General features: G+C 70.9%; 17 protein-coding genes. 15 read left to right on the top strand and 2 right to left on the bottom strand.

Annotated features, from left to right (window positions below; all coding sequences use genetic code 11):
- Positions 1-17: 17 nt before the first annotated feature.
- Complete coding sequence (locus tag ABZT18_RS16885) at positions 18-575, bottom strand: TetR/AcrR family transcriptional regulator (protein WP_355251693.1); 558 nt, start codon at positions 573-575, stop codon at positions 18-20.
- On the opposite strand from ABZT18_RS16885, the gene ABZT18_RS16880 reads away from it, so the two are divergent.
- The 3 genes from ABZT18_RS16880 (at position 540) to ABZT18_RS16870 (ending at position 4,383) form a co-directional block, all read left to right on the top strand.
- Entirely contained in the window at positions 540-1,634 is a 1,095-nt protein-coding gene (locus ABZT18_RS16880; RefSeq protein WP_355251690.1) for an aldo/keto reductase, read from the top strand. The genes ABZT18_RS16885 and ABZT18_RS16880 overlap by 36 nt on opposite strands.
- Positions 1,635-1,744: 110 nt before the next feature.
- Positions 1,745-2,335 carry a DinB family protein gene (locus ABZT18_RS16875; protein WP_354992479.1) on the top strand — a complete coding sequence of 197 codons (591 nt, stop codon included), beginning with the start codon at positions 1,745-1,747 and terminating at the stop codon, positions 2,333-2,335.
- A gap of 20 nt (positions 2,336-2,355) precedes the next feature.
- Positions 2,356-4,383, top strand: a complete 2,028-nt coding sequence (locus ABZT18_RS16870; protein WP_355251687.1) for a hypothetical protein — start codon at positions 2,356-2,358, stop codon at positions 4,381-4,383.
- Positions 4,384-4,504: 121 nt separating this feature from the next.
- Here ABZT18_RS16870 and ABZT18_RS16865 read toward each other — a convergent pair whose 3' ends face one another.
- Positions 4,505-7,213 (bottom strand): glucosidase, encoded by a 2,709-nt coding sequence (locus ABZT18_RS16865; RefSeq protein WP_354992481.1) that lies wholly within the window; start codon positions 7,211-7,213, stop codon positions 4,505-4,507.
- A 42-nt stretch (positions 7,214-7,255) separates the two neighbouring features.
- On the opposite strand from ABZT18_RS16865, the gene ABZT18_RS16860 reads away from it, so the two are divergent.
- The 12 genes from ABZT18_RS16860 to ABZT18_RS16805 all read left to right on the top strand — a co-directional run bounded on the left by ABZT18_RS16860 (position 7,256) and on the right by ABZT18_RS16805 (position 24,390).
- On the top strand, positions 7,256-9,199 hold the full coding sequence (locus ABZT18_RS16860) for an amylo-alpha-1,6-glucosidase (RefSeq protein WP_355251684.1): 1,944 nt from the start codon (positions 7,256-7,258) through the stop codon (positions 9,197-9,199).
- Between the two features lie 137 nt (positions 9,200-9,336).
- Positions 9,337-10,671, top strand: a complete 1,335-nt coding sequence (locus ABZT18_RS16855) for a glycosyltransferase family 4 protein (protein ID WP_355251681.1) — start codon at positions 9,337-9,339, stop codon at positions 10,669-10,671.
- A gap of 83 nt (positions 10,672-10,754) precedes the next feature.
- Positions 10,755-12,482 (top strand): protein kinase, encoded by a 1,728-nt coding sequence (locus tag ABZT18_RS16850; RefSeq protein WP_355251678.1) that lies wholly within the window; start codon positions 10,755-10,757, stop codon positions 12,480-12,482.
- 117 nt (positions 12,483-12,599) lie between these two features.
- A complete protein-coding gene (locus ABZT18_RS16845; RefSeq protein WP_355251675.1) occupies positions 12,600-14,219 on the top strand; it encodes a serine/threonine-protein kinase in 1,620 nt (539 codons plus the stop codon).
- A gap of 103 nt (positions 14,220-14,322) precedes the next feature.
- Positions 14,323-15,132: a metal-dependent hydrolase gene (locus ABZT18_RS16840; RefSeq protein ID WP_355251672.1), complete on the top strand. Its 810-nt coding sequence runs from the start codon at positions 14,323-14,325 to the stop codon at positions 15,130-15,132.
- The gene (locus ABZT18_RS16835; protein WP_355251669.1) at positions 15,129-16,037 is read left to right on the top strand and encodes an amidohydrolase family protein; all 909 of its coding nucleotides are present in this window, start codon (positions 15,129-15,131) and stop codon (positions 16,035-16,037) included. The genes ABZT18_RS16840 and ABZT18_RS16835 overlap by 4 nt, the downstream gene beginning before the upstream one ends.
- A gap of 354 nt (positions 16,038-16,391) precedes the next feature.
- Complete coding sequence (locus ABZT18_RS16830) at positions 16,392-17,441, top strand: LacI family DNA-binding transcriptional regulator (protein ID WP_354992519.1); 1,050 nt, start codon at positions 16,392-16,394, stop codon at positions 17,439-17,441.
- Between the two features lie 85 nt (positions 17,442-17,526).
- Positions 17,527-18,831: an extracellular solute-binding protein gene (locus tag ABZT18_RS16825; protein ID WP_355251666.1), complete on the top strand. Its 1,305-nt coding sequence runs from the start codon at positions 17,527-17,529 to the stop codon at positions 18,829-18,831.
- A gap of 67 nt (positions 18,832-18,898) precedes the next feature.
- Positions 18,899-19,867 (top strand): sugar ABC transporter permease, encoded by a 969-nt coding sequence (locus tag ABZT18_RS16820; RefSeq protein WP_355251663.1) that lies wholly within the window; start codon positions 18,899-18,901, stop codon positions 19,865-19,867.
- Position 19,868: 1 nt separating this feature from the next.
- Positions 19,869-20,756 carry a carbohydrate ABC transporter permease gene (locus ABZT18_RS16815; protein ID WP_354992490.1) on the top strand — a complete coding sequence of 296 codons (888 nt, stop codon included), beginning with the start codon at positions 19,869-19,871 and terminating at the stop codon, positions 20,754-20,756.
- Positions 20,753-22,984, top strand: coding sequence for an alpha-xylosidase (gene yicI, locus ABZT18_RS16810; RefSeq protein WP_354992491.1), 2,232 nt, complete (start codon positions 20,753-20,755; stop codon positions 22,982-22,984). The genes ABZT18_RS16815 and yicI overlap by 4 nt, the downstream gene beginning before the upstream one ends.
- Positions 22,981-24,390, top strand: coding sequence for a GH1 family beta-glucosidase (locus ABZT18_RS16805; RefSeq protein WP_354992492.1), 1,410 nt, complete (start codon positions 22,981-22,983; stop codon positions 24,388-24,390). The genes yicI and ABZT18_RS16805 overlap by 4 nt, the downstream gene beginning before the upstream one ends.
- Positions 24,391-24,456 lie beyond the last annotated feature (66 nt).

The raw sequence follows: 24,456 nt of genomic DNA, 5'->3' as shown, positions 1-24,456 counted from the left end.
CCGGATGGACGGTGTCGTCAGTTGGAACTGTTGGTCGGCGTGTAGACGCCGGCGCGGGCGGCTACCGCTGCCGCTTCGGCGGCCCGGTCCGCCGCGGCCCTGTCGATGGGGTCTCCGCTGACGAGCAGGCGGTAGTAGAGCGGTGCCGAGACGGCACGGACGACCTCGGCCGCGTCCGTCCCGGAGGGCAGTTCCCCCCGCCGCACCGCCTGCTCCACACAGGGGACCCACTCGGCGATCCGGACGGCGTAGAAGCGGTGGAGAGCCTCGGCGGCACGGGGGTCGCAGGTCGCGGCGACGATGACTGCCCGGAACAGTGCACCCTGACGCGAGTCGACCAGGGTGCGCTGCACGAGCCGGGCATTGGCGCGCAGGTCCCCGATCAGCGATCCAGTGTCGGCTCGCGGCAGCGACTGCTCCGCCATGTCCGTCAGCAGGTCGGCGACGAGGGCTGCGGCCGTACCCCAGCGGCGGTAGACCGTTGTCTTGCCCACCTCGGCGCGGCGCGCCACGTCGGCGAGGTCGAGTCGGTCGAAGCCGTGCTCGACGAGTGCGTCACCGGCAGCGCGGAGCACGGCGGCGCGGACCCGGAGTACCGACGACTCGGCGCATCCGGACTCACCGTGCCCGCCCTCAGCTTCGGCGCCGGCACCTTCGGCGGCTCCGGACCGCTCTTCGGCGCCTGGGGCAACACGGACGCCCGCGAGGCGAGACGCCTCGTGGACATCTGTCTGGACGCCGGGATAAGCATGTTCGACACTGCGGACGTGTACTCCGACGGCGCGTCCGAGGAGGTGCTGGGACAGGCGATCAAAGGCCGACGCGACGCCGTCCTCATCTCGACCAAGAGTGGCCTGCCGACCGGCGACGGACCCAACGACGCGGGAACCTCACGCGCGCGGCTCATCCGATCGGTCGAGGCGGCCCTTCGCCGACTCGGCACCGACTACATCGACCTGTTTCAGCTACATGCCTTCGACGCCGCAACACCCGTCGAAGAGGTCGTAGCGACACTGGACGACCTGGTACGGGACGGGAAGATCCGCTATCTCGGCGTCTCCAACTTCGCCGGCTGGCAGCTCATGAAGTCCCTCGCCGCAGCCGACCGGGACCACCGCCGCCGGTACGTGGCACACCAGGTCTACTACTCACTCGTTGGTCGGGACTACGAGTGGGAACTGCTGCCCCTGGGCCTCGACCAAGGCGTCGGGGCCGTGGTGTGGAGCCCACTCGGCTGGGGACGACTCACCGGCAAGATCAGCCGCGAGACGCCGCCACCCCCCACGAGCCGCCTGCACGCCACCGCCGCCTACGGCCCGCCGGTCGACGACGAGCAACTGTTCGACGTTGTCGACGTCCTCAGGGACCTGTCCCGCGAGACCGGCCGAGCAGTGCCGCAAATCGCGGTCAACTGGCTACTACGACGACCCACGGTAGCCACCGTCATCATCGGCGCCCGCGACGAGGCACAACTGCGGCAGAACATCGGCGCTGTCGGCTGGTCACTCACACCCGAACAGACAGCCCGTCTCGACGCAGCCAGCACCCGTACCGCGCCCTACCCGTACTTTCCTTACCAGCGGCAGGAAGGCTTCGCCAGGCTCAACCCTTCGCCGCTCGGGAACACCGTCTGAGCAACGGCTGGACGGGCCGTTCATTGGCGTGCCCCCGGCCGCCGGATAGCGGCAGCGATCCGTGACCTCTGCGGTGCGCGAGGTGCGACGGATAGGGAAAACTGGCGGGCATGGCTGACTTGAGCGATGCGAAGGCCGCGCTGCACCACTACCTTCAGGAGACTCGCGAAGACCTGATCTGGAAGCTCGACGGGCTGAGCGAACGCGAAGCCAGACTGCCCCGCACCGCGACCGGCAACAACCTGCTGGGAGTCCTCAAGCACTGCCTCAATGTCGAAGCCAGCTACTTCGGTCCCACGTTCGGGCGCGAGTTCCCGACGCCTGAGGAACTGGTCCCCATGCACGCGTTCGAGGACGACCCGCAGGCCGACTGGTACGCGCGGGAGGACGAGACGAAGGACGGGCTGATCGACCTGTATCGCCGGGTCGGGGAGTTCGCAGACCAGACGATCCACCAGCTACCACTCGACGCGCCCGGGCAGGTGTCGTGGTGGCGGCCGGGTGGACAGGCCGTGACGCTGCACAGGATCATCATCCACGTGACCTGCGACCTCGCTCGTCACGCCGGTCACGCCGACATCATGCGCGAGCAGCACGACACGGCGATCGGCCTTCGGCGCGACAACACCAACATTTCCGACGACTACGACTGGCCGGCGTACGTCACGAAGCTGACGAAGCTCGCTGACCGCTTCGGATAGCGGCACGTAGGCTGCGCCGCGTGCTTGATGGTCTTGATGCGGTTGCCTGGGGTGAGCTGTCACATGCGTATGGCAGCGCGCACGATACGCCGGGGCTGCTCCGGCAGGCAGGCTCCGAGGACAGCGAGATAGCTTCGGCGGCCATTTCCGAGCTGCACGGCAGCGTCTTCCATCAGGGCACGGTCTACCCGGCCACTGTGGCAGCGGTGCCCTTTCTCGCGGAGCTTGCCGCAGATGCCCCGCACCGCCGCGACGGCTTCGTCTGGATGCTCGGCATGCTGGCCGACGACCGGCATGCCGACGGTGCCGATTCCGGGCAGGTGCGGGCAGCGGTTACCCGCCAGCTGGAGCCCCTGGTGGCCCTGCTGGATGACGCCGACCCTGAGGTCCGCGAGGCCGCGGCCTATGCCACGGCGAAGGCGGGTGTGACCGCCGACCCGTTGTGGCGGCGGTGGGCGGTGGAGGACCATCCGGCGGCGCGGGCGACGCTGGCTCTCGCGTTGGGCGAGGTGGATTCCGCTGCCGCCGAGACGGTGCTGGGTGACGCTGCCCTGCATGGTGACCCGCAGGTCAGGGTGGCCGCCGCGGTGGCGTTACTCCGCGCGGGCCTGGACTGGCCGGCGGGCACGATCCCCGCCCTGGTGGCCGCGATCGACGACGGCGCGGCCCTCACCTGGGCCTGGGCTCGCGGAGGTGAGTGGTCGGAGGAGATCGTGGTCGTGCCGTCCATCCCGTTGGCGGTGACGGTCGTCGAACACATGCTGCGGTCCGGCAATCCGAGCACCCACAAGGCTGGGCTCTGGGCCTTGACCGCGCGCTGCGACGCCCGGCGCTCTGCGCCGTCGATGTTCGTGCCGCTGGTGGGACCGTTGCTCAACGATCCGGATCCCGGCGTGCGCGGCAGCGTGATGGACGTGTTGCGCCAGGCAGGTGCGGCAGCGAGGCAGTTCGCCGACGCGGTGGCCGATGTTGCCGGCCGCTTCCCCGACACGGCCGGAGAGCAGGGATTCACCGTCGAGTACCGGTCGATCGAGACTTTGCAGCGGCTCGGTGATCCGCGTTGGGTCGAGCCGGTGTGCGCGGCGGCCGCCCAAGGTCACCGGTTCCGATTCATGCCTGGCGCGGTCCGCTTCACACCGGAGGTCCTGGCCGCGGTTCAGAGCCGGCTGCGCACCCATCAGGCATGCGCCGAGGTGCTGGCCGGGATGGTCGGGCACTGGGGTACGGACGCCGCCGCCCTCGTGCCGGACCTGCTCGCCGCCATGCCACACGCCGCTCCGCAGATCGCTGAGACGCTGCTCAGGCTGGGGCACGACGATCACGCCGCTGTCCCGTACTGGCGAACTCGGGCGTTGGAGACGGGAGACCTGCAAGCGGCCCTGGCCGTCTGGCGGCTGACGAGGGACACCGACGTGGTGCTCGACGCCCTGCGCGCAATCCTGGCGGGAGACGCGCGGCCACCATCGGCATCTATGCCGGTCATCGACGAACTCGGCGACGCTCTGGCACCGCTGATGTCCGTCGCGGCGGCGCATCTGACTGGTAAGGCCAACCGAGTTCGTCCCCAGCGGGACAAACAAGTCCTGGCGGCTCGGGTGGTCACGGCCGTGGCCGGACCGGAAGGCGTGCTGCCGACGGTGGAAGCGGTGCTCGTCGGCGGAGACACGCCCGCGCGTCATGCTGCGGACTTCATCGCCGACCTCGCGCACGCGTCCCCGGCAGCGGTCGTCCACCTGCAACCACACCTGCGCGATCGTCTGGACGACCGGTGGAGCAGGCTGTCCGCCGCCCGAGCCCTCGCCCGACTTGGCGTGCCGACAGCCGATCTGGCTGAGCCGCTCAGCCGCGGAATCACCGACTACGGTGGTCGACTGGCCCTCGCGATCATCCTGGAACTGCGAGCGGTCGAGACGATCCCCGCCCTGGAAGAACTTCTCGGCCGCGACGAGCGTTCCGGTGTGGGCAGCTTCGCCGATGACCTCGTCTGGGCCGACGAACTTCTACAGGAACACGTCAAAGACACGATCGCCCGCCTTCGCAGCATGTAGACCGTGCCCTCACAGGAGTGTTCGAGTACGCGAAAGGCATGGCCCGCCCGAGGTGGGGCCACCCGCCTCCCCGCCGCCACCGGCGAGGGCCTGGACGCGGCAGCCGCCTCCGGCGGCGGGCTCAGCGGCGCAGGGTGAGAATCAGGTCGGCGACCAGGGCGGTCCAGCCGGTCTGGTGCCAGGCGCCCAGGCCGGCCCCGTTGTCGCCGTGGAAATACTCGGGGAAGGCGATCAGGTCCCGCCAGTCCGGGTGGGTCTGGAACAGGCGCGCCGCCCCGTAGATCGGCCGCCGACCCCAGTCGTCCTGCGTGAACAGTGAGATCAGCCGGGCGGACAGGTCGTCGGCGATCTCGTCCAGTGTGCGCTTCACCCCGGAGCGGGTCGGGTACTCCACCTGGAGGTCGTCGCCGAAGAACGCCGCGTAGTCGCGAAGCGCGCTGATCAGCAGGAAGTTCGTCGGCATCCAGATCGGGCCGCGCCAGTTCGAGTTGCCGCCGAACAGCCCACTGGTCGACTCGGCCGGCTCGTAGCCGACGCAGAACTCCTGCCCGCCGAGCGTGACCGAGAACGGCTTGTCCAGATGCGCGCGGGACAGCGTCCGCAGGCCGAAGTCGGAGAGGAACTCGTCGGGGTCGAGCATCCGGGCGAGCAGCCGGACCACCTGCTCCGGGCCGACCATGGACAGCAGCCGCTGCTGCCGGCCGTCCGGGCCCAGCCGGCGGGTGCCGATCACCTCGGCGTACTCCGGGCGGTTGGTGAGGAACCACCGCAACCGGGCGCCCAACTCGGGCAACCGGTGCAGGGTCTTCGCGGTGAGCCGGGTGGTGGCGGCCAACGGCAGCAGCCCGACGACGGAACGGACCTTCAGCGGCACCTTCGTGCCGTCGGCCAACCGCAGCACGTCGTAGAAGAAGGCGTCCTCGTCGTCCCACAACCCCTGCTCGTACGCGGCGGCGGCGATGTACGCGAAGTGCTCGAAGAACTTGGTGGCGGTGTCCACCCAGGTCCGGTCGTGTTCGGCCAGCACAATCGCCATGTCCAGCATGTTCAGCGCGTACATGGCCATCCAGCCGGTGCCGTCGGACTGCTCCAGCACCCCGGCCACCGGCAGCGCCGCCGAGCGGTCGAACGGCCCGACGTTGTCCAGCCCGAGGAAGCCGCCCTCGAAGACGTTGTTGCCGCCGGTGTCCTTGCGGTTGACCCACCAGGTGAAGTTGAGCAGCAGCTTGTGCATCACCCGGGCCAGGAACTCGTAGTCCCGGCCGCCGTCGATCTCGAACACCTTCAGCGCCGCCCACGCGTGCACCGGCGGGTTCACATCACCGAACGCCCACTCGTACGCCGGGATCTGCCCGTTGGGGTGCAGGTACCACTCGCGAAGCAGGAGCAGCAGTTGCTCCTTGGCGAAGCCCGGGTCGACCCGGGCGATGCTCACGCAGTGGAAAGCGAGGTCCCAGGCCGCGTACCAGGGATATTCCCAGGGGTCGGGCATGGAGATGACGTCGAAGCTGGTCATGTGCCACCAGGCGCTGTTGCGCCCGTGCCGGCGCCCGGCCGGCGGTGGCGTCGAGCCCGGGTCGCCGTCGAGCCAGCGCTTGACGTCGAAGTGGTAGAACTGCTTGCCCCACATCAGCCCGGCGATGGCCTGCCGGGCCACCAGCGCCTCGTCCGGGGTGGCGGCCTGCGGGATCACGTCGGCGAAGAACCGGTTCGCCTCGGCCCGCCGCGCCCACACCACGGCCTCGAAGCCGTCGCTGAGGTCGGCCGGGGGCGGCGGCGCGGCGGCCGGTGGCGACGCGGTGCGGGTCAGCCGCAGCCGGATCTGACGCTGCCCGCCGGCCGGCACGTCGAGCACGTAGTGCAGCGCGCCCTTGGTGCCCTCCCGCGCCGGGTTGACCGTGGCCGCGCCGTTGACCACGTGGTCGTTGATGCCGTCCTTCGGGTACTCCGAGCGGCCGGGCAGGCCCCAGAGCCGTTCGGCGTTGGTGTCGTTGTCACAGAGCAGTGGGACCGGGCCGCCGTCGCCCTCCAGCAACAGTTGGCCGAGCACCCGGTGCTCGCCGACGAGCCGGGTGCCCTGACCGGTCAGCCGGGGGATCCGATCGCCGCCGGGCAGGCCCCAGGCCCAGGTGTTGCGGAACCACAGGGTGGGCAGCACGTGCAGGGTCGCCGCCCGGTCGCCCCGGTTGGCGACGGTCACCACCATGCAGAGGTCGGTCGGGGACGCCTTGGCATAGTCGACGGTCACCGCCCAGTACCGGTCGTCGTCGAAGATCCCGGTGTCCACCAGCTCGTACTCGGTGTCGTCCCGGCCGCGCAGCGCGTTCACCGCGACGAGTTCGTCATATGGGAACGCGGCCTGCGGGTAGTGGTAGCGCCAGCGCATCCAGGAGTGGGTGGGTGTGGAGTCCTCGTACCACCAGTACTCCTTGACGTCCTCGCCGTGGTTGCCGCTGTCGCCGCCGAGGCCGAACATCCGCTCCTTGAGGATCGGATCCTCGCCGTTCCACAGCGCGAGAGCGAAGGCGAAGGTCTGTCGTTCGTCGCAGACGCCCGCCATCCCGTCTTCATTCCACCGGTAGGCTCTGGACCGCGCGTGGTCATGCGGGAAGTAGTCCCAGGCCGTACCGTGCTCGCTGTAATCCTCCCGTACCGTCCCCCACGCCCGTTCGGACAGATAGGGACCCCATGCGCGCCAATCCTGCTCCCCCGAGTCGGCCTGGGCGAGCCGGAGCCGCTCAGCGTCGGGTGGCGAGGCGTCGGAGGACGATCGGTCAGTGATCACGTGCACATCTTTGACGTCGCCGCGGTACTTGACCACAGCGGCCATTCTCGTCGTGGCGTGTTACACCCCGCCGCCGGTGGAGGAAAGTTGATCGACATTCACTTCGGCCCGCAGGTCTGCGGCGATCTGACGAGCGCCTCCAGCCGGGAATGGCTGGTGCCCGACGGCCTCGGCGGGTACGCGATGGGCACCGTCGCCGGGCTGCGGACACGTCGCTACCACGGTCTGCTGGTGGTGCCTGGTGAAACCCCGGCGTCGCGCCGCGTGGGACTGGTCAGTCTCGACCCGGCGGTCACCCTGCCGTCCGGCGCGCGGGTGCGGCTCGGCGCGCACGAGTGGTCCTCCGGCGACGTGGACCCGCGCGGCTTCGAGCTGCTGGAGCGCTTCGACCTGGTCGACGGGCTGCCCCGGTGGCGGTGGCGGATCGGCGCGGTGGTGATCGAGCGGGAGTTGGCCATGCTGCCCGGCCGCTCCTGCGTGGCGGTGGTGCACCGGCTGGTCGCCGGCGGGCCCGTCCGGCTGGAGCTCTCCGCCGCCTGCACCTGGCGCGACGCACACGGCGAACGGCGGTCCGACGGCCCGACGCCGCAGGTCGAGCCGGTCGCCGACGGCGCGGTGGTCGAGGGCGCGTACCGGCTGGCCGGGCCGGGCTGGACGCCCGAGGGGCAGTGGTGGCTGGGCGTACACCACCGGGAGGAGGCCAACCGGGGTCTGCACCCCGACGAGGACCTCTGGTACGCGGGACGCTTCGTCGGCGAGCTGGAACGCCCCGGTGACACGGTGTCGGTGCGGGCCTGGACCGCGCCGCTCGACCTGGAGCCGATGTCGGCGGAGGAGATCGTGGCGACGGCCCGGCGACGCAACCGGCAGGTGGTGGCGACGGCGAAGCCAGCCGACGACACCGAAGCCAGCCTGGTGCTGGCCGCCGACGCGTTCGTGGTGCGCACCAACCAAGCGGCCGTGGACGTGGTGGCCGGCTACCCGTGGTTCGGGGCCTGGTCGCGCGACACGATGATCTCGTACGAGGGGTTGTTCCTCTGTACGGGTCGGGCCGACGAGGGCCGGGAGCTGCTGCGGGCGTACGCGGCGACGCTGTCCGAGGGGATGCTCGCCAACACGGCCGACACCGGTCGGGTGGAGTACAACACCGTCGACGGCACGCTGTGGTTCCTGCACGCGGTGAGCCGACACGTCACCGTCACCGGCGACACCGATCTCGGCGACGAGTTGCTGCCCGCGCTGCGCACGGTCATCGACGCCCATGTGGCCGGCACCCGCTACGGCATCGGCGTCGACCCGGCCGACGGGCTGCTCGCCCAGGGCGCCCCGGGCACCGCGCTGACCTGGATGGACGCCCGGGTGTACGGGGTGCCGGTCACCCCGCGTACCGGCAAGCCGGTCGAGGTCAACGCGTTGTGGATCAACGGGTTGGCCGGGCTCGCGGAGCTGACCGAGCTGGCCGGGCAGGACGCGGACGAGCTGTGGCGACGGCACGGGCAGGCCACCGCCTCGTTCCGGGGGCGTTTCCCGGCGCCGACGGGCTGGCTGCACGACGTGCTGGACGCGCCCGCGCCGGCGTACCCGCTGGGTGGGGCGGCCCTGCACGACGACGACGCGCTGCGCCCCAACCAACTGCTGGCCTGGTCGCTGCCGTTCGCACCGCTGGAACCGGATGAGCCGACGTTGCGCCGGGTCGCGGCCGGGCTGCTGACCCCGCTCGGGCCGCGCAGCCTCGCGGTGGATTCGCCGGAGTTCGTGGGTCGGCACCGGGGTGGCCCGGCCGACCGGGACGGCGGCTACCACCAGGGCACGGTCTGGCCGTGGCTGCTCGGCCCGTACGTGGACGCCTGTCGGCGGGGAAAGATGTCAGTCGATGATGCGTTCGTTGGCATTGAGTCCCATCTGACCGAATATGGGTTAGGCTCGGTGAGCGAGACGGCCGACGGCCTCGCGCCGCACACCGCAACCGGCTGCCCGTTCCAGGCGTGGTCGGTGGCCGAGCTGCTGCGGGTGCGTCGAAAGGGCCAGTAGCGCTTTACACGACCGCAACGGTGGTGTCGCCGCTGGTTATCTCGATCCCGGCAGGATTGGCCCCGACCCAGGCGCGACGGCGACATCGATTCCGGTGTCGGTCGGCGCGCGCCCGGGGACAATTCAAAGGGGGCCGCATGTCACCCGATGCCCACGTGATCGACATCCACCCCGCCCGGCAGCTGCGGGTGCTGATGCTCTCCTGGGAGTACCCGCCGGTGCTCGTCGGCGGCCTCGGCCGACACGTCCACGCCCTCTCCGTCGCCCTCGTCGCCGCCGGCCACGACGTCACCGTCATCACCCGCCACACCGACGGCGCACCCCTGGAGGAGTACGCCGACGGCGTCCGCATCCTGCGCGCCCCCGAGGACCCCGTCACCTTCCCCCTCGCCACCGGATCCCTGCTCGCCTGGACCATGGCCTTCAACCACACCCTCACCCGCACCGCGCTGCGCGCCACCGAAGCCGGCACCTACGACGTCATCCACGCCCACGACTGGCTCGTCGCCCACACCGCCATCACCCTGGCCGACCACCTGGACCTGCCCCTGGTCACCACCATGCACGCCACCGAGGCAGGCCGGCACCAGGGCTGGCTGCCCGAGGAGATGAACCGCACCATCCACGGCGTCGAGCACTGGCTCAGTGGCTCATCCATTCGGGTGATCACCTGTTCGGGGTACATGCGCGAGCAGGTGACCACGCTGTTCGACGTGCCGGCCGGGCAGGTCGACGTGGTGCCCAACGGGGTCGACGGCCGCGCCTGGCGGGCCCGGCCGCGGGCGGTCGCGTCGGCCCGAGCACGGTTCGCCGGGGACGGCCCGTTGGTGGGGTACGCCGGACGGCTGGTCTACGAGAAGGGCGTCCAACACCTGGTGCACGCGGTGCCCCGCCTGCGCGAACGGCACCCGGGGCTGCGCGTGGTGATCGCCGGCGACGGCCCGTACCGCGCCGAGTTGGAGGCGGAGGCCCGGCGGCTGGCGCTCAGCTCGACCGTCCGGTTCACCGGCTTCCTCGACGCCACCCAGTTGCCGGCGATGCTCGGCGCGACCGACGCGACCGTGGTGCCCAGCCTCTACGAGCCGTTCGGCATGGTGGCGCTGGAGGCGGCCGCCGCCGGAGCACCCCTCGCGGTGGCCCGCACCGGCGGTCTCGCGGAAATCGTCGAGCCCGGCGTGACCGGGGTGACCTTTCCGCACAGCGACCCCGACGCGCTCGCCGGCGCGGTCGGTCAACTACTCGGCGATGAGGTCTTCGCCCGGCGGGTGGCCAGCCGGGCCCGAAGAATGGTCGGCGAGCGGTACGGGTGGGCCACCATCGCGGCCCGCACCGCAGCCACCTACACCGCTGCCCGCCGGGAGCACGGCCCGCTACAGGCCCGGCGGGCCGCCGCCCGACTGGCCGGCGGACGTACCCGGATCGCCATTCCGGAGGGCAATCTGCTCGCCCGCGCCGACCACGCCGCCTGCTGAGCTGAGTCGGACGACCGATAGGTGACTTCCGATCCGCTGGTTAGGGTGTAGCCCGGACAGCGGCTGAGGAGGAGCGTGCGCAGGTGCTGATCGCTGGTCGGTACCGGCTGCTCGACCTGGTGGGTCGTGGGGGCATGGGTCGGGTGTGGCGTGCCCGCGACGAGATGCTGCACCGTGAGGTCGCGGTCAAGGAGATCGTGCCGCCGAGTTGGCTGGCCGATCACGAGCGGGCCGAGCTGCGCTCGCGCACCCTGCGGGAGGCGCGTGCCGCGGCCCGGCTCAACCATCCCGCCGTGGTCCGGCTCTACGACGTCATCCCGGTCGAGGGCAGCCCGTGGATCGTGATGGAGTACGTCCCGTCCCGCACTCTGCAGGACGTGCTGGACGCCGAGGGGCCACTGGAGCCGGCCCGCGCGGCCCGGATCGGGCTGGCCGTGCTCGACGCCCTGCACGCCGCGCACACGGCCGGGGTGCTGCACCGCGACATCAAGCCGCAGAACGTGCTCGTGGCGCACGACGGGCGGGTGATGCTCGCCGACTTCGGGCTGGCCACCTTCGACGGCGGCGACGGCGTGATGACCCGCCCCGGCATGGTCCTCGGCTCCCCGCAGTACGTCGCCCCGGAACGGGCCGCCGAGGGGGTGTCCACGGTGGCCGCCGACCTCTGGTCGCTCGGGGCGACCCTGCACGCCGCTGTGGAGGGCCGCTCCCCGTACGCCCGCAGCACCGCGATGGCCACCCTGAGCGCACTGGCCGCCGGGCCGCCGGACCCGGCCCCGCACGCCGGGCCGCTCGCGCCGGTACTCGCCGGCCTGCTGCGTCGCGACCCGCGCGACCGCCTCGACCACGACGCCGCGCGCCGGTTGCTCGCGGCGGTGGCCGGCCGCGTCGACCCACCGCCGATGCCTGACCAGCCCCGGGTTCCCGAGCGGCCAGGCCTGGTGGCGGATCCGGGTGAGCGGCCCGCCGTGGCTGACGGGCTGGACGACCAGGACCCCACCATCCCGCTGCCCGATCCCGCCAATCCGGCCCCGGAAGCCGTGGCCTCCACCGCCTCGGCTCCAGGGCCCGGCCACGCGGGCGGGCGGCGTACCGCACGCCGGGTGGCCCTGATCGCCGTAGCGCTGCTGGTGGCCGCCGCCGTCGGCGTGGGCACCGCGTTGGCCGTCGTCGGTCACGAGCCAGGCGACAGCGCCGGCCAACCCACCGCGCTGCCGCCGAGCCGTCCGTCCGACGACGGTCCGAACGGGCGGTCAGACGCCGGCCCGGACCGGCCCGGCCCACCGCCGGGTGGCGGGAACGTCCCCCCGCCCCCGTTCGCGTGTGTCCGCCCCACTATCTCCGGTGCGCCGGTGCTGGCCGGCGTAGCGACCCCGGGCGAACGATTCCGGCCGCCGCCCGGCTGGGTCTGGCATGCGGGCACCACCGGCTTCCGGGTCTCCGTACCGGCGACCTGGCACACCTTCCGCGACGGCGCGGTGGCGTGCTTCCAGGACCCGGCGACCGGCCGGGCCTTCAGCGTCGCCGAGGGCGGCGCCGCCGATCCCCTGGCCCGGCTCCGGGCGGTCCGCGACGCGGCGGCCGGGATCGGGGCACTGCCGGGGTACGACGAGATCCGACTCGCCGCGAGCGACGGCGGAGCGGAGTGGGAGTGTCGCTGGCAGGCGCCGTACGGGGTTTGGCTGCACGCTCGACAACAGACGGTCGGGGCCAACCGCTGGACCCTGGGCTGGATCACCGACGACGAGGACTGGACCCGCGCCGGCGCGGACTGGACGACGGTGCGAAACAGTTTCCGACCACCCCGCTGACCTGCACCGTTTGTCATGATCCGGACCCCGTCTGGCGTGGATCGAGACCGCTCAGCGGATGAGAAAGCCGGCATCGGTGGCTATCGTGTAACTCGGGGTGACCGAGGGGGAGCGACCGTGCAGCAGTTGCTGATCGCGGGTCGGTACCGGCTGCTCGACCTGGTCGGCACCGGCGGAATGGGCCGGGTGTGGCTTGCTCGCGACGAGATGCTTCACCGCGACGTCGCGGTGAAGGAGGTCGTCCCGCCGTCCTGGCTGGCCGAGGCCGAACGCGCGGAGTTGCGGCTGCGGACATTGCGCGAGGCACGCACCGCCGCCCGGCTCAACCACCCCAACGTGGTCCGCATCTACGACGTGGTGCACGACCGGGAAAGCCCGTGGATCGTGATGGAGTACGTGCGGTCCCGCTCGGTGCAGCAGATCATCAGCGCGGAGGGGCCGCTGAGCCCGCAGCGCACTGCCCGGATCGGGCTGGCCGTGCTCGCCGCGTTGCGGGCAGCGCACATCGCCGGGGTGCTGCACCGCGATGTCAAGCCGCACAACGTGCTGGTGGCCGACGACGGGCGGGTGGTGCTCACCGACTTCGGGTTGGCCACCTTCGACGGGGGCGAAGGTGCGATGACCGGGCCGGGCACGGTGCTCGGCTCACCGCAGTTCGTCGCCCCTGAGCGGGCCCGCGAAGGAGTGTCGGATCCGCGTACCGACATGTGGTCGCTGGGCGCGACGCTCTATGCGACGGTCGAGGGGAAGTCGCCGTACGCCCGGTCGAGCGCGATGGCGACGCTCAGCGCGCTGGCCACCGAACCACCGGACCCCATGCGCCGCGCAGGGCCGCTGCGTCCCGTCCTCACCGGCCTGTTGCAGCGCGACCCCTGGCGACGGTTGACCGCCGCCGAGGCGGAGCCGCTGCTGAGCAGTGCCGCGGCGGACCACAGCCAGCCCGCAGGGCCGGAGCGGTCCTCGACGGTGGCGGCGGTACTTGGCGCGGGCCGTTCCGTGGCGTCCCGGCCGGAGGCCCCGCCGGTCGATCCGGAGCCGCCGAGCGTGCAGCCGGCGAGCCGCCCCGGTCGGCGTCGACGCCTGATCGCCCTGGGCGGCGCGGCCACCGCCCTGCTCGTCGCCGGAGGCATCACGCTCGCGCTGGTCGACCGCCACGACGAGCGGACACCACCGTCCGGCTCCGGTGGCGGTGCGCTGACCGCCCGGCCGGCCGCGTTCGCCTGCGCGACGCCTCCGCCAGCAGCGGCCACGCCGGTGGCGTCGGTGTCGCCGCCGGCCGACGCACGGTACCGGTTGCGTGCCGGCTGGACCTGGCACGACGACCCGACCGGTTTTCGGATCGCCGCGCCGGTGGCCTGGGCACGCTGGACCGAGGGCGCGGTGACCTGCTTCCGGGAGCTCGACGGGGCCCGGGTGCTGAGCGTCGAGGCGGGGCCGGAGCGAGCCGACCCGGTGGCGTACTGGAAGGCCGAGGAGGCGCGACTCACCACCGGTGACGCGTTGCTTCCGGGCTACCGCAGGGTGGAAATCTCCGCGATGGACATCTTCGAGGGTGGCGCGGTCTGGGAGTGCAGCTGGGAGAACGCCGCCGGCGAGCAGGTACACAGCTTCCGGTTGCTGACCAACACGTCGGCCGAGCGGTCCTACACCGTCTCGTGGCTGACAAAAGAGTTCGACTGGCAGGTCAACGCGGCATACTTGCCGATGATCCGGCAGAGCTTCACCCCCGCCCTCTAAGACCGTCCGATGTGGACTCTTTGGGTGATGCCCCTGCGGCGCCGACGCTGACTACAGTGGCGTAGCTTTGGGCGCTCAAGATCCCTGGGGAGGGTGAGCCGAGATGATGGGACCGTCGCACGCGCTATCCGGCGCGGCGGTGTGGCTGGCCGGGTCCTGGGCACTGGACCAGTTCGCCGACTACCACCAGTCACCGCTCGCGTTGGCGGTGGGCACCGCGGTGTGCGCCGGTGGCGCACTCTTTCCCGACCTCGACATGTCGGGCAAGGTGACCCGCAACCAGGGTGGGGCCACCGTGGCCCGCACCTTCGGGGTCTTCTCGCTCTTCGCCGCCGAGGTGATGGAGAAGATCTCACTCGGGGTCTACTACGCCACGAAACTCAGCAAGGACCCGCGCCGCAACAACGGGCACCGGACGCTGACCCACACGCTTCCGTTCACCGTGCTGGTCGGCTGGGGCACCACCGCGCTCTGCGCCGCCTACGGCAAGTGGGCGGTGATCACGATCCTGTTCTTCATGTTCGGCCTCGCCCTGCGCGGGCTGTTCGACAAATGGGCGGAGCGCGCCGGCTGGGTGATCGTGACCCTCGCGTCGGCCGGGGCGGCGTGGTTCACCTTCGTCAACCTCCCGGGCGGGCGCGGCTATCCCCTCATCGGCACCGCCGTGGGGGTGGGCTGCTTCGTGCACATCATCGGCGACATGATCACCCGAGCCGGCGTGCCGATCCTCTGGCCGATCCCGATCAAACGACGCATGTGGATGATGGTCGGCCTACCGAACAGCATCGCCCTGCGCGTCGGCAGCAAGGCCGAGGTGGTCGGGATGCGCATCGCGCTGACCGTCGTCTCAGCGCTCGCCACCGTCGGCCTGATCGCGCCCTCGGTGCTGAGCCGGTTCGACATCGACATATGACCGAGGCGGCGCCGGAGCCACCGCCGGCCGCCGACGCGCGGGTGCCGGAGTTCTGGCGCGCGCTGGGGCTACCCGGGCTGGCCGACGTGCACGTGCACTTCCTGCCGCCGCGCCTGCTCCGCCGGGTATGGGCGTACTTCGACGCTGCCGGGCCACTGGTCGGCACCGAGTGGCCGATCCGGTACCGGTGGAGCGATGCCGAGCGGGTCGCGTACCTGCACCGGCTGGGCGTACGGGCGTTCAGCGCACTGGCGTACCCCCACCGACCGGGCATGGCGGCGGACCTGAACCGTTGGACGTTGGAGTTCGCCCGGAGCACCCCGGGCTGCCTGCCCTCGGCCACCTTCTTCCCCGAGCCGGGCGCGCCCGCCTACGTCGAGGCGGCGCTGGCCGGCGGAGCCCGGCTGTTCAAGGTGCACGTGCAGGTCGGTGGCTTCCCGCCGACGGATCCGGCGCTGGACCAGGTGTGGGGGATGCTGTCCGACGCGGGTGTGCCGGTGGTGGTGCACGCCGGCCACGCACCCGTGGGGACGTCGCACACCGGGCCGGAGCAGTTCGCCGCCCTACTCGCCCGCCATCCCCGGCTGCCCGCCGTGGTGGCGCACCTCGGGGCCCCGGACTATCGGGCGTTCCTGGACCTCGCCGAGGCGTACGAGCGGGTCCGGCTGGACACCACGATGGCGTTCACGCCATTTTTCGACCAGTTCGTCCCGTTCCCTGCCGACGAACTGCCCCGGCTGCGCGAGCTGGGGTTGGCCGGCAAGGTGCTGCTCGGCAGCGACTTCCCGAACATCCCCTACCCGTACGCCGACCAGTTGACCGGGTTGGCCCGGCTGGACCTGGGCGACGACTGGCTGCGCGCGGTCTGCTGGGGCAGCGCCGCCACCCTGTTCGACCTGCACTGACGCGCCAGACCCTGCGCAGCCACGCCGCACTCCGCCCCCGCTCTCGCCCCGCCCCCTCCCCCGCCCCTCAAGATCGCGCTTGATCCTGGATGTTGTGGTCTCCGCGCGACCACGAGGGGACTCTTTCCGGGATCGAGCGCGACCATGCCGTCGTCCCGCCCGAGGGCACGCGGGAGGCGACGCGCGGCAGGCGCCTTCACGTCCACGCAGGGCACCGACTTCTTTTCGACATCGGCTATTGACGGCGCCGTAACAGGTGGCCTAGCGTCTGTCGAACCGCTTCGTCGAAGCGTTTCGACGATCATAAACGGGAGCGATCCCACGGCTGGCCTGAGGAGGTAGGCGGTGGCCACCATGCACGACGTCGCCCGCCTCGCGCACGTCTCGGTCAGCACCGTCTCGTACGTGCTCACCGGCACCCGGCCGATCTCCCAGGCCACCCGGGACAAGGTGCTCGCCGCGATGGCCGAGCTCGACTACCAGCCCAACGCGATGGCCCGCGGCCTGGCCAGCCGGCGCAGCCGGATCCTCGGCCTGCTGATGCCGATGGACGAGCGGGGCCTCGGCGCCACCGAGACCGCCTTCGTCACCGGTGCCGCCGCCGCGGCCAGCGCGGCCGGCTATCACCTGGTGCTCTCGCCGGTCGGCGGCGGTGACCTCGACGACCTGCGTCGGCTGGCCAGCCAGCGGATGCTCGACGGCGTCGTGCTGATGGAGGTCCAGTTGGCCGACGAACGGGTCACCGTGCTCCAGGAGACCGGCGTGCCGCTGGTGCTGATCGGCCGCACCGGCGACACCAGCACACTCTCCTACGTCGACATCGACTTCGACCAGACCGTACGGGAGGCCGTCGCGCACCTGGTCGGCCTCGGGCATCGGCGGATCGTCTACGTCAACCACTCGGCCGCCACGCTGGCCAGTGGCTACGGGCCCGCGCTGCGTACCCGTGACGCCTTCGTCGCGGCGATGACCGGGCACGGCCTGGACCCGGTGATGATCGCGGCCGAGGACAGCGCCGCAGGCGGGCGTGCCGCCCTGGCCGCCGCCTTCGCGCAGGCCCCGGAGCTGACGGCCGTGCTGGCCATGAACGAGACCGCGATCTTCGGCATTCTCGGCGAGCTGACCGGCCGCGGGCTGTCGGTGCCTGACGACGTCTCCGTCGTCTCGATGGTCACCTCGCCGCAGGTCGCCGAGCTGGCCACCCCGGCGCTGACCGCGATGACGTCGCCCGGCTCGGCCCTCGGCCGGATCGCGATCGAGGCGCTGCTGCGCCATCTGGACGGCCCCGGCGACCACCGCCACCAGCAACTGCTGCCGTGCGCGCTGGAGATCCGGGGATCAACCGCCGTGCCCCGGCGGCCGGCAGTGGCCACCGCCGACCCACCGTCGACCGACGGGGGCTGACCAGCGAAAACGGCCCGCCGCCGCGCGGCAACGCGACGACGGGCCCAGTGAAGTACCGGCTAGATACTCAACGAGGAGGATTCTAATGCAGCGATTCCGTCGGCTCGTCGCCGCGATCGCCCTGGCGGCGACCGCGACGACCACCATGGCCGCCTGCGGCGGTGGTGACAGCGGGGACGACAGCGGGGCCAAGACCCTCAAGCTCTGGCACTACGAGAGCGAAAACAGTGCCATGGGGGTCGCCTGGAACCGGGCCATCGAGATCTTCAAGACCGAGCACCCGGGCGTCGAGGTGCGCTTCGAGCGCAAGGCGTTCGAGCAGATCCAGCAGAACGCCGGCATGATCATCAACTCGTCCGAGGGCCCGGACATCATGGAGTACAACAAGGGCAACGCGACCGCGGGCCTGCTCTCCTCCCAGGGCCTGCTCGCCGACCTGAGTGCCGAGGCCGACAAGCGCGGCTGGGCCGGCAAGCTCAGCCCCAGCCTGCAGACCACCGCCCGCTACAGCGACAAGGGCGTGATGGGCTCGGGCAAATGGTTCGGCGTGCCGAACTACGGCGAGTACGTCACGGTCTACTACAACAAGGACGTCTTCCAGCAGAACGGCGTCCAGGTCCCGACCACCCTGGCCGAGATGACCGCCGCGATGGACACCTTCGTCGGCAAGGGCGTCACCCCGCTGGGCATGGCCGGCGCCGAGTACCCGGCCGGTCAGCTCTTCTACCAGCTGGCCCTGGCCAAGGCGGACCGGCAGTTCGTCGACAACTACCAGCTCTACAAGAACCCGGTGGACTTCAAGGCCGACCCACTGAAGTACGGCGCGGACACCTTCGCCGAGTGGGTGAAGAAGGGCTACGTCGCCAAGGACTCGGCCAGCCTCAAGGCCGAGGACATGGGCACCGCGTTCATCGGCGGCAAGGTTCCGATGATCGTCTCGGGCAGCTGGTGGTACGGCCGCTTCAAGACCGAGATGAAGGCCAACTGGGACACCTTCCTCTTCCCCGGCAACACCCTGCAGGCCGGCTCCTCCGGCAACCTCTGGGTGGTTCCGGAGAACAGCAAGGCCAAGAGCCTGTCGTACGACTTCATCGACATCACCCTGCGTCCGGAGATCCAGGACCTGATCGGCAACAACGGTGGTGTCCCGGTCGCCGCTGACCCGGCGAAGATCAGCGACGCCAAGGACCGCAAGCTGATCGAGGACTTCAACACGGTCAGCAAGCAGGACGGGCTCGCCTTCTACCCGGACTGGCCGGTCCCCGGCTACTACGACGTGCTGGTCTCCGGCTTCCAGGGCCTGATCAACGGCTCCAAGTCGCCCGACCAGGTTCTCGACTCGATCGCCAAGCCGTACGCCGATGGCGTCAAGGAGATCACCGGCAAGTGACACGGCGAGCGGCGGGCGCGACCGGCACGAGCGGCGCGCCCGCCCGCCCCGCCGGGAAGGATCTTCCATGGCAGTCTCCGAGACCGTCGCCGCCACATCGCCGGCCGCGACCCCCACCCCGCCCGTGCCGAGCCGCAGACGTCGCGGCCGCAACGCGGCGTACTGGCTCTACCTGCTCCCCGGGGCAGTGCTCTTCATCCTGGTCATCGGCGCACCGCTGATCGGCACCCTCTACCTGTCACTGACCAAGTGGTCCGGCATCGGCGACCCCACCTGGGTTGGCCTGGACAACTACCAGCAACTGCTGCACGACGACGTGTTCTGGGCGTCGTTCCGCAACACCGTCGCGATGCTCGTCGCGATGGTGGTGGTGCCCACCCTGCTCGGGCTGGTGCTCGCCGCGGTGCTCTTCGACGTCATCGGCCGCCGGTTCAAGCCCCGCACCGCCGCCGCGCTGCGGGCCGCCTTCTATCTCCCGCAGGTGCTGCCCGTCGTGGTGGCCGGCATCGTCTGGGGCTGGATCCTGCGCCCCGACGGTGCGTTCAACAGCCTGCTCGACGCGGTCGGCCTCGGCGCGCTACGCCACGACTGGCTCGGCGACCCGGACACCGCACTGCCGGCCGTGATGGCGGTGATGATCTGGGTGCAGATCGGCTACCCGGTGGTCGTCTTCATGGCGGCGCTGCAGCGGGTCGACCCCGAGTTGTACGAGGCGGCCGAGGTCGACGGCGCGAACTGGCTCCACCGGTTCCGGGCGATCACCCTCCCGCAGATTCGGCCGGAGACCTTCGTGGTGGCCCTGACCTGCACCATCGCCGCGCTGAAGGTGTTCGGGCCGATCTTCGCCCTGACCCGGGGCGGCCCGGAGAACGCCACCAACGTGCCGTCCTACTTCGCTTATTACACGTTCTTCAAGAAGCTCCAGGTCGGCTACGGTTCCGCGATCTCCACGGTGCTGACGCTGATCATCATCGTGGTGGCCGTGGTCTTCATCTGGATGCAGGCTCGCAGCGAGCGCCGGGACCGGGGGATCTGACATGGCCGTCACGCTCACACCGACCACCGCGCCGGTGGCGCCGCGCCGGCCCGTCCGCGATAGGCACCACCGTGGCGTCAGCCGCTGGGTCGTGCTCACCCTGGTCACGCTCGGCGCTCTCGTCATGCTGGTGCCGTTCGCGTTCATGCTGCTCAACGCGTTCAAGTCGCCCGGTGACTACTCGTCGGGCGGCCCGCTGAGCTGGCCGACGGAGTTCTACACCAAGGGTCTGCGGACGTACTGGACCGAGGTGAACTTTCCGCTCAAGCTCTGGAACTCGGCGCTCATCGCCGGCTCCGTGGCGGTGCTCGGCGTCGTCGTGTCACTGCTCAACGCGTACGCCCTGGGCATCGGCCGGGTTCGCGGCCGGCTCTGGATCGTCGGTCTCTTCCTGCTGGCCAACATGCTGCCGCAGGAGGCGCTGATCTACCCGCTGTACTACGTGGCCAAGGAGGTCGGGCTCTACAACACCCGACTCGCGGTGATCATCATCTTCACCGTGATCCAGAGCGCGTTCGGCACCTACCTGCTCGCCTCGGTGATGGGCACGTTCCCGCGCTCGCTGCTGGAGGCCGCCGCGCTCGACGGCGCCGGCAAGTGGACCGTGCTGTGGCGGGTGGTCTTCCCCAACCTGCGGCCCACCCTCGCGGTGCTGCTCATCTTCTTCTTCATCTGGACGTGGAACGAGTTCCTCATCCCGCTGGTCATGCTGATCGACAACCAGACGCAGACCATCCCGGTCGCGCTCGCGTCGTTGCAGGGCGACCGGCTGATGGACGCTCCGACCACCAACGCCGGGGCGCTGATCAGCCTGGTGCCGGCCATCCTCTTCTTCCTCATCTTCCAGCGCACCCTGGCGCGCGGCATCACGGCAGGAGCCGAGAAGTGAAGTTCACCGACGGGTACTGGCAACTGCGCCCCGGTGTCAACGTCCTGCGTCCCGGCACCGTGGAATCGGTCGAGCCGGACGAGCGCGGCTTCACCGTCTTCGCGCCGACCGGTCAGATCACCGGACGCGGCGACACCCTCAACCGGCCCCTGGTCACCGTCCGGTTCTTCTCCCCCGCACCCGGCGTCATCGGGGTGACCATCGCCCACCACACCGGCGGGCTGCCCCGCGAGCCCCACTTCGGGCTGAGCACCGACGAGACGCACCCGGTCACCGTCGACGTCACCGGAATCAGCGCCACACTGACCACCGGTGAGCTGACCGCGCGGGTCGCGCTCATCGACGGGTGGCGGGTCGACTTCCTGCACGGCGATCGGCTGGTGACCGCGTCCACCGCGCGCAGCGTCGGCGTCGTCACCGACGCGGAGGGCCGCCGGCACGTGCACGAGCGGCTCGCCCTCGGCGTCGGCGAAACGGTGTACGGGTTGGGCGAGCGCTTCGGCCCGTTCGTCAAGAACGGCCAGACCGTCGACATCTGGAACGCCGACGGCGGCACCGCCAGCGAGCAGGCGTACAAGAACGTGCCGTTCTACCTCAGCAGCGCCGGCTACGGGGTGTTCGTGGACCACCCGGAGCACGTGTCGTTCGAGGTCGGCTCCGAGGTCGTCACGCAGACCCAGTTCAGCGTCGAGGGGCAGACGCTCACCTACTACGTCATCGACGGGCCCAACCCGAAGGACGTGCTGCGCCGCTACACCGCGCTGACCGGCCGGCCGGCCCGGGTTCCCGCCTGGTCGTACGGGCTGTGGCTGTCCACCTCGTTCACCACCTCGTACGACGAGAAGACGGTGACCGAGTTCGTCGACGGGATGGCCGAGCGGGGGCTGCCGCTGTCGGTGTTCCACTTCGACTGCTTCTGGATGCGCCAGTTCCACTGGGTCGACTTCGTCTGGGACCCGGCGACCTTCCCCGACCCCGAGGGAATGCTGCGTCGCCTGCACGAACGCGACCTCAAGGTGTGCGTCTGGATCAACCCGTACATCGCGCAGCGCTCGTACCTGTTCGAGGAGGGCCGCGAGGCGGGCTACCTGGTCCGCAACCCCGACGGATCGGTCTGGCAGTGGGACAAGTGGCAGGCCGGCATGGCGCTGGTCGACTTCACCAACCCGGACGCGGTGCGCTGGTTCACCGGCAAGCTCAAGGCGTTGCTGGACATGGGCGTCGACTGCTTCAAGACCGACTTCGGTGAGCGCATCCCGACCGACGTGGTGTGGCACGACGGCTCGGACCCGCAGCGGATGCACAACTACTACTCGTACCTCTACAACAAGGCGGTCTTCGAGCTGCTGGAGGCCGAGCGCGGGAAGGGCGAGGCCGTGCTGTTCGCCCGCTCGGCCACGGCGGGCGGGCAGCAGTTCCCGGTGCACTGGGGCGGCGACTGCGAGTCGACGTTCGTCGCCATGGCCGAGTCGCTGCGCGGCGGGCTGTCCCTGGCCGCGTCCGGCTTCGGCTACTGGAGCCACGACATCGGCGGCTTCGAGGGCACCCCCGACCCGGACGTGTTCAAGCGGTGGACCGCCTTCGGGTTGCTCTCCTCGCACTCCCGGCTGCACGGTTCCGGCTCGTACCGGGTGCCGTGGGCATTCGACGACGAGGCCGTCGACGTGCTGCGGCACTTCACCCAGCTCAAGCTCCGCCTGATGCCGTACCTGGCGGCCGCCGCCGAGGAGGCGCACCGCGACGGGACGCCGATGATGCGGCCGATGATCGTGGAGTTCCCGGACGACCCGGCCACCGCGCACCTGGACCGGCAGTACATGCTCGGCCCGGACGTGCTGGTCGCTCCGGTGTTCAGCGCCGACGGCGACGTCACCTACTACGTGCCCGGGGGCACCTGGACGCACCTGGTCACCGGCGCGCAGGTCACCGGCCCGGCGTGGGTCACCGAGAAGCACGGGTTCGACAGCCTGCCGGTGCTGGCACGGCCGGGCGCGGTCATCCCGTTCGGTGCCCGCGACGACCGACCGGACTACGAGTGGGCGGACGATGTACGGCTGCGGCTGTACGCACCGGCCGAGGGGCAGCGGACCCGGGTACGGGTACCGTCACCCGGGGACGGGCCGGGCGCCGAGTTCGACGTGCGCTACGAGGGTGGGACGGCCAGTGCCGAACTGGTCGCCGGCACCTCGACGGGCTTTATCTGCGAGATCCAGGGGACTGAACGATGACGCAACACCACTTCCCGGAGAGCTTCGTCTGGGGATCGGCGACCGCGGCGTACCAGATCGAGGGCGCGGTCACCGAAGACGGCCGCGGACCGTCCATCTGGGACACCTACAGCCACACGCCCGGCCGGACGCTGAACGGCGACACCGGTGACGTGGCGGCCGACCACTACCACCGGTGGGCCGACGACCTCGGGCACATCGCCGACCTCGGGCTCGGCGCGTACCGGTTCTCCATCTCCTGGCCACGGGTGCAGCCGGGCGGCTCGGGCCGGTTCAACCAGGCCGGGATCGACTTCTACTCCCGGCTGGTGGACGGTCTGCTGGACCGGGGCGTCCGGCCGGTGGCAACCATGTACCACTGGGACCTGCCGCAGGAGTTGGAGGACGGCGGCGGCTGGGCGGCACGGGAGACCGCGCTGCGCTTCCAGGAGTACGCGGCGGGCATCGTCGGTGCCCTGGGCGACCGGGTGCACACCTGGACGACGCTGAACGAGCCGTGGTGCTCGGCGTACCTGGGCTACGCCTCCGGGGTGCACGCCCCGGGTCGGACCGAGCCGGCGGCGGCGCTGGCCGCGGTGCACCACCTCAACCTCGCGCACGGCCTGGCCGGCCGGGTGGTCCGGGAGCTGGCCCCGGCCGCCGAGCTGTCGGTGACGCTGAACCTGCACGTCATCCGGGGGGCGTCCGACTCCGACGCGGACCAGGACGCGGTACGGCGGATCGACGCGCTGGCCAACCGGGCGTTCCTCGGCCCGATGCTCGACGGGGCGTACCCCGCTGACCTGCTCGCCGACACCGCACCTGTCACCGACTGGTCGTTCGTCCGCGACGGTGACGAGAAGCTGATCGCGGTGCCGCTGGACGTGCTCGGGGTGAACTACTACTCCAGCACCCTGGTCCAGGCCTGGGACGGGGTGTCGGCCCGCTCCGACGCCGACGGGCACGGCGCCTCCACCTCGACACCGTGGGTCGCCGCCGACAACGTCGACTTCCTGCCGCAGCCCGGCCCGTACACGGCGATGGGTTGGAACATCGACCCGCCCGCCCTGACCGAGCTGCTGCTGCGCCTACGCGACGCGTACCCGAGCCAGCCGATGATGATCACCGAGAACGGTGCGGCCTTCGACGACGTGGTGTCGGACAACGGCCGGATCCACGACGACCGACGGATCGACTACCTGCGCCAACACATCGGCGCGATGGCCGACGCCCGTGCGCAGGGTGCGGACGTCCGCGGCTACTTCGTCTGGTCGCTGCTGGACAACTTCGAGTGGGGCTACGGCTACGACCGCCGCTTCGGGATCATCCGGGTCGACTACGACACCCAGGTCCGCACCTGGAAGGACAGCGCCCACTGGTACCGGCGGCTCGCCGCCACCGGCGAACTGGACCAGGCCTCGGAGTAACCGCACCTCGGCCGGCGGGCAGGGGTGGTCGGTTTGCCTTTGCTCTGCTTCAACGGACGCAACACT

Origin of the sequence: Micromonospora sp. NPDC005291, from assembly GCF_040607415.1 — a bacterium.
In the GTDB taxonomy this organism is placed as follows: Bacteria; Actinomycetota; Actinomycetes; order Mycobacteriales; family Micromonosporaceae; genus Micromonospora.
The sequence above is the reverse complement of the archived record's forward strand: the minus strand, read 5'-3'. Positions and strand labels throughout refer to the sequence as shown.

What these genes read in the sequence shown, in the direction of transcription:
- ABZT18_RS16875 (WP_354992479.1), top strand. Translation starts at nt 1,745, where the DNA reads ATGGCTGACTTGAGCGATGCGAAGGCCGCGCTGCACCACTACCTTCAG.
- ABZT18_RS16865 (WP_354992481.1), bottom strand. Translation starts at nt 7,213, where the DNA reads ATGGCCGCTGTGGTCAAGTACCGCGGCGACGTCAAAGATGTGCACGTG.
- ABZT18_RS16855 (WP_355251681.1), top strand. Translation starts at nt 9,337, where the DNA reads ATGTCACCCGATGCCCACGTGATCGACATCCACCCCGCCCGGCAGCTG.
- ABZT18_RS16840 (WP_355251672.1), top strand. Translation starts at nt 14,323, where the DNA reads ATGATGGGACCGTCGCACGCGCTATCCGGCGCGGCGGTGTGGCTGGCC.
- ABZT18_RS16835 (WP_355251669.1), top strand. Translation starts at nt 15,129, where the DNA reads ATGACCGAGGCGGCGCCGGAGCCACCGCCGGCCGCCGACGCGCGGGTG.
- ABZT18_RS16830 (WP_354992519.1), top strand. Translation starts at nt 16,392, where the DNA reads ATGCACGACGTCGCCCGCCTCGCGCACGTCTCGGTCAGCACCGTCTCG.
- ABZT18_RS16825 (WP_355251666.1), top strand. Translation starts at nt 17,527, where the DNA reads ATGCAGCGATTCCGTCGGCTCGTCGCCGCGATCGCCCTGGCGGCGACC.
- ABZT18_RS16820 (WP_355251663.1), top strand. Translation starts at nt 18,899, where the DNA reads ATGGCAGTCTCCGAGACCGTCGCCGCCACATCGCCGGCCGCGACCCCC.
- ABZT18_RS16815 (WP_354992490.1), top strand. Translation starts at nt 19,869, where the DNA reads ATGGCCGTCACGCTCACACCGACCACCGCGCCGGTGGCGCCGCGCCGG.
- ABZT18_RS16805 (WP_354992492.1), top strand. Translation starts at nt 22,981, where the DNA reads ATGACGCAACACCACTTCCCGGAGAGCTTCGTCTGGGGATCGGCGACC.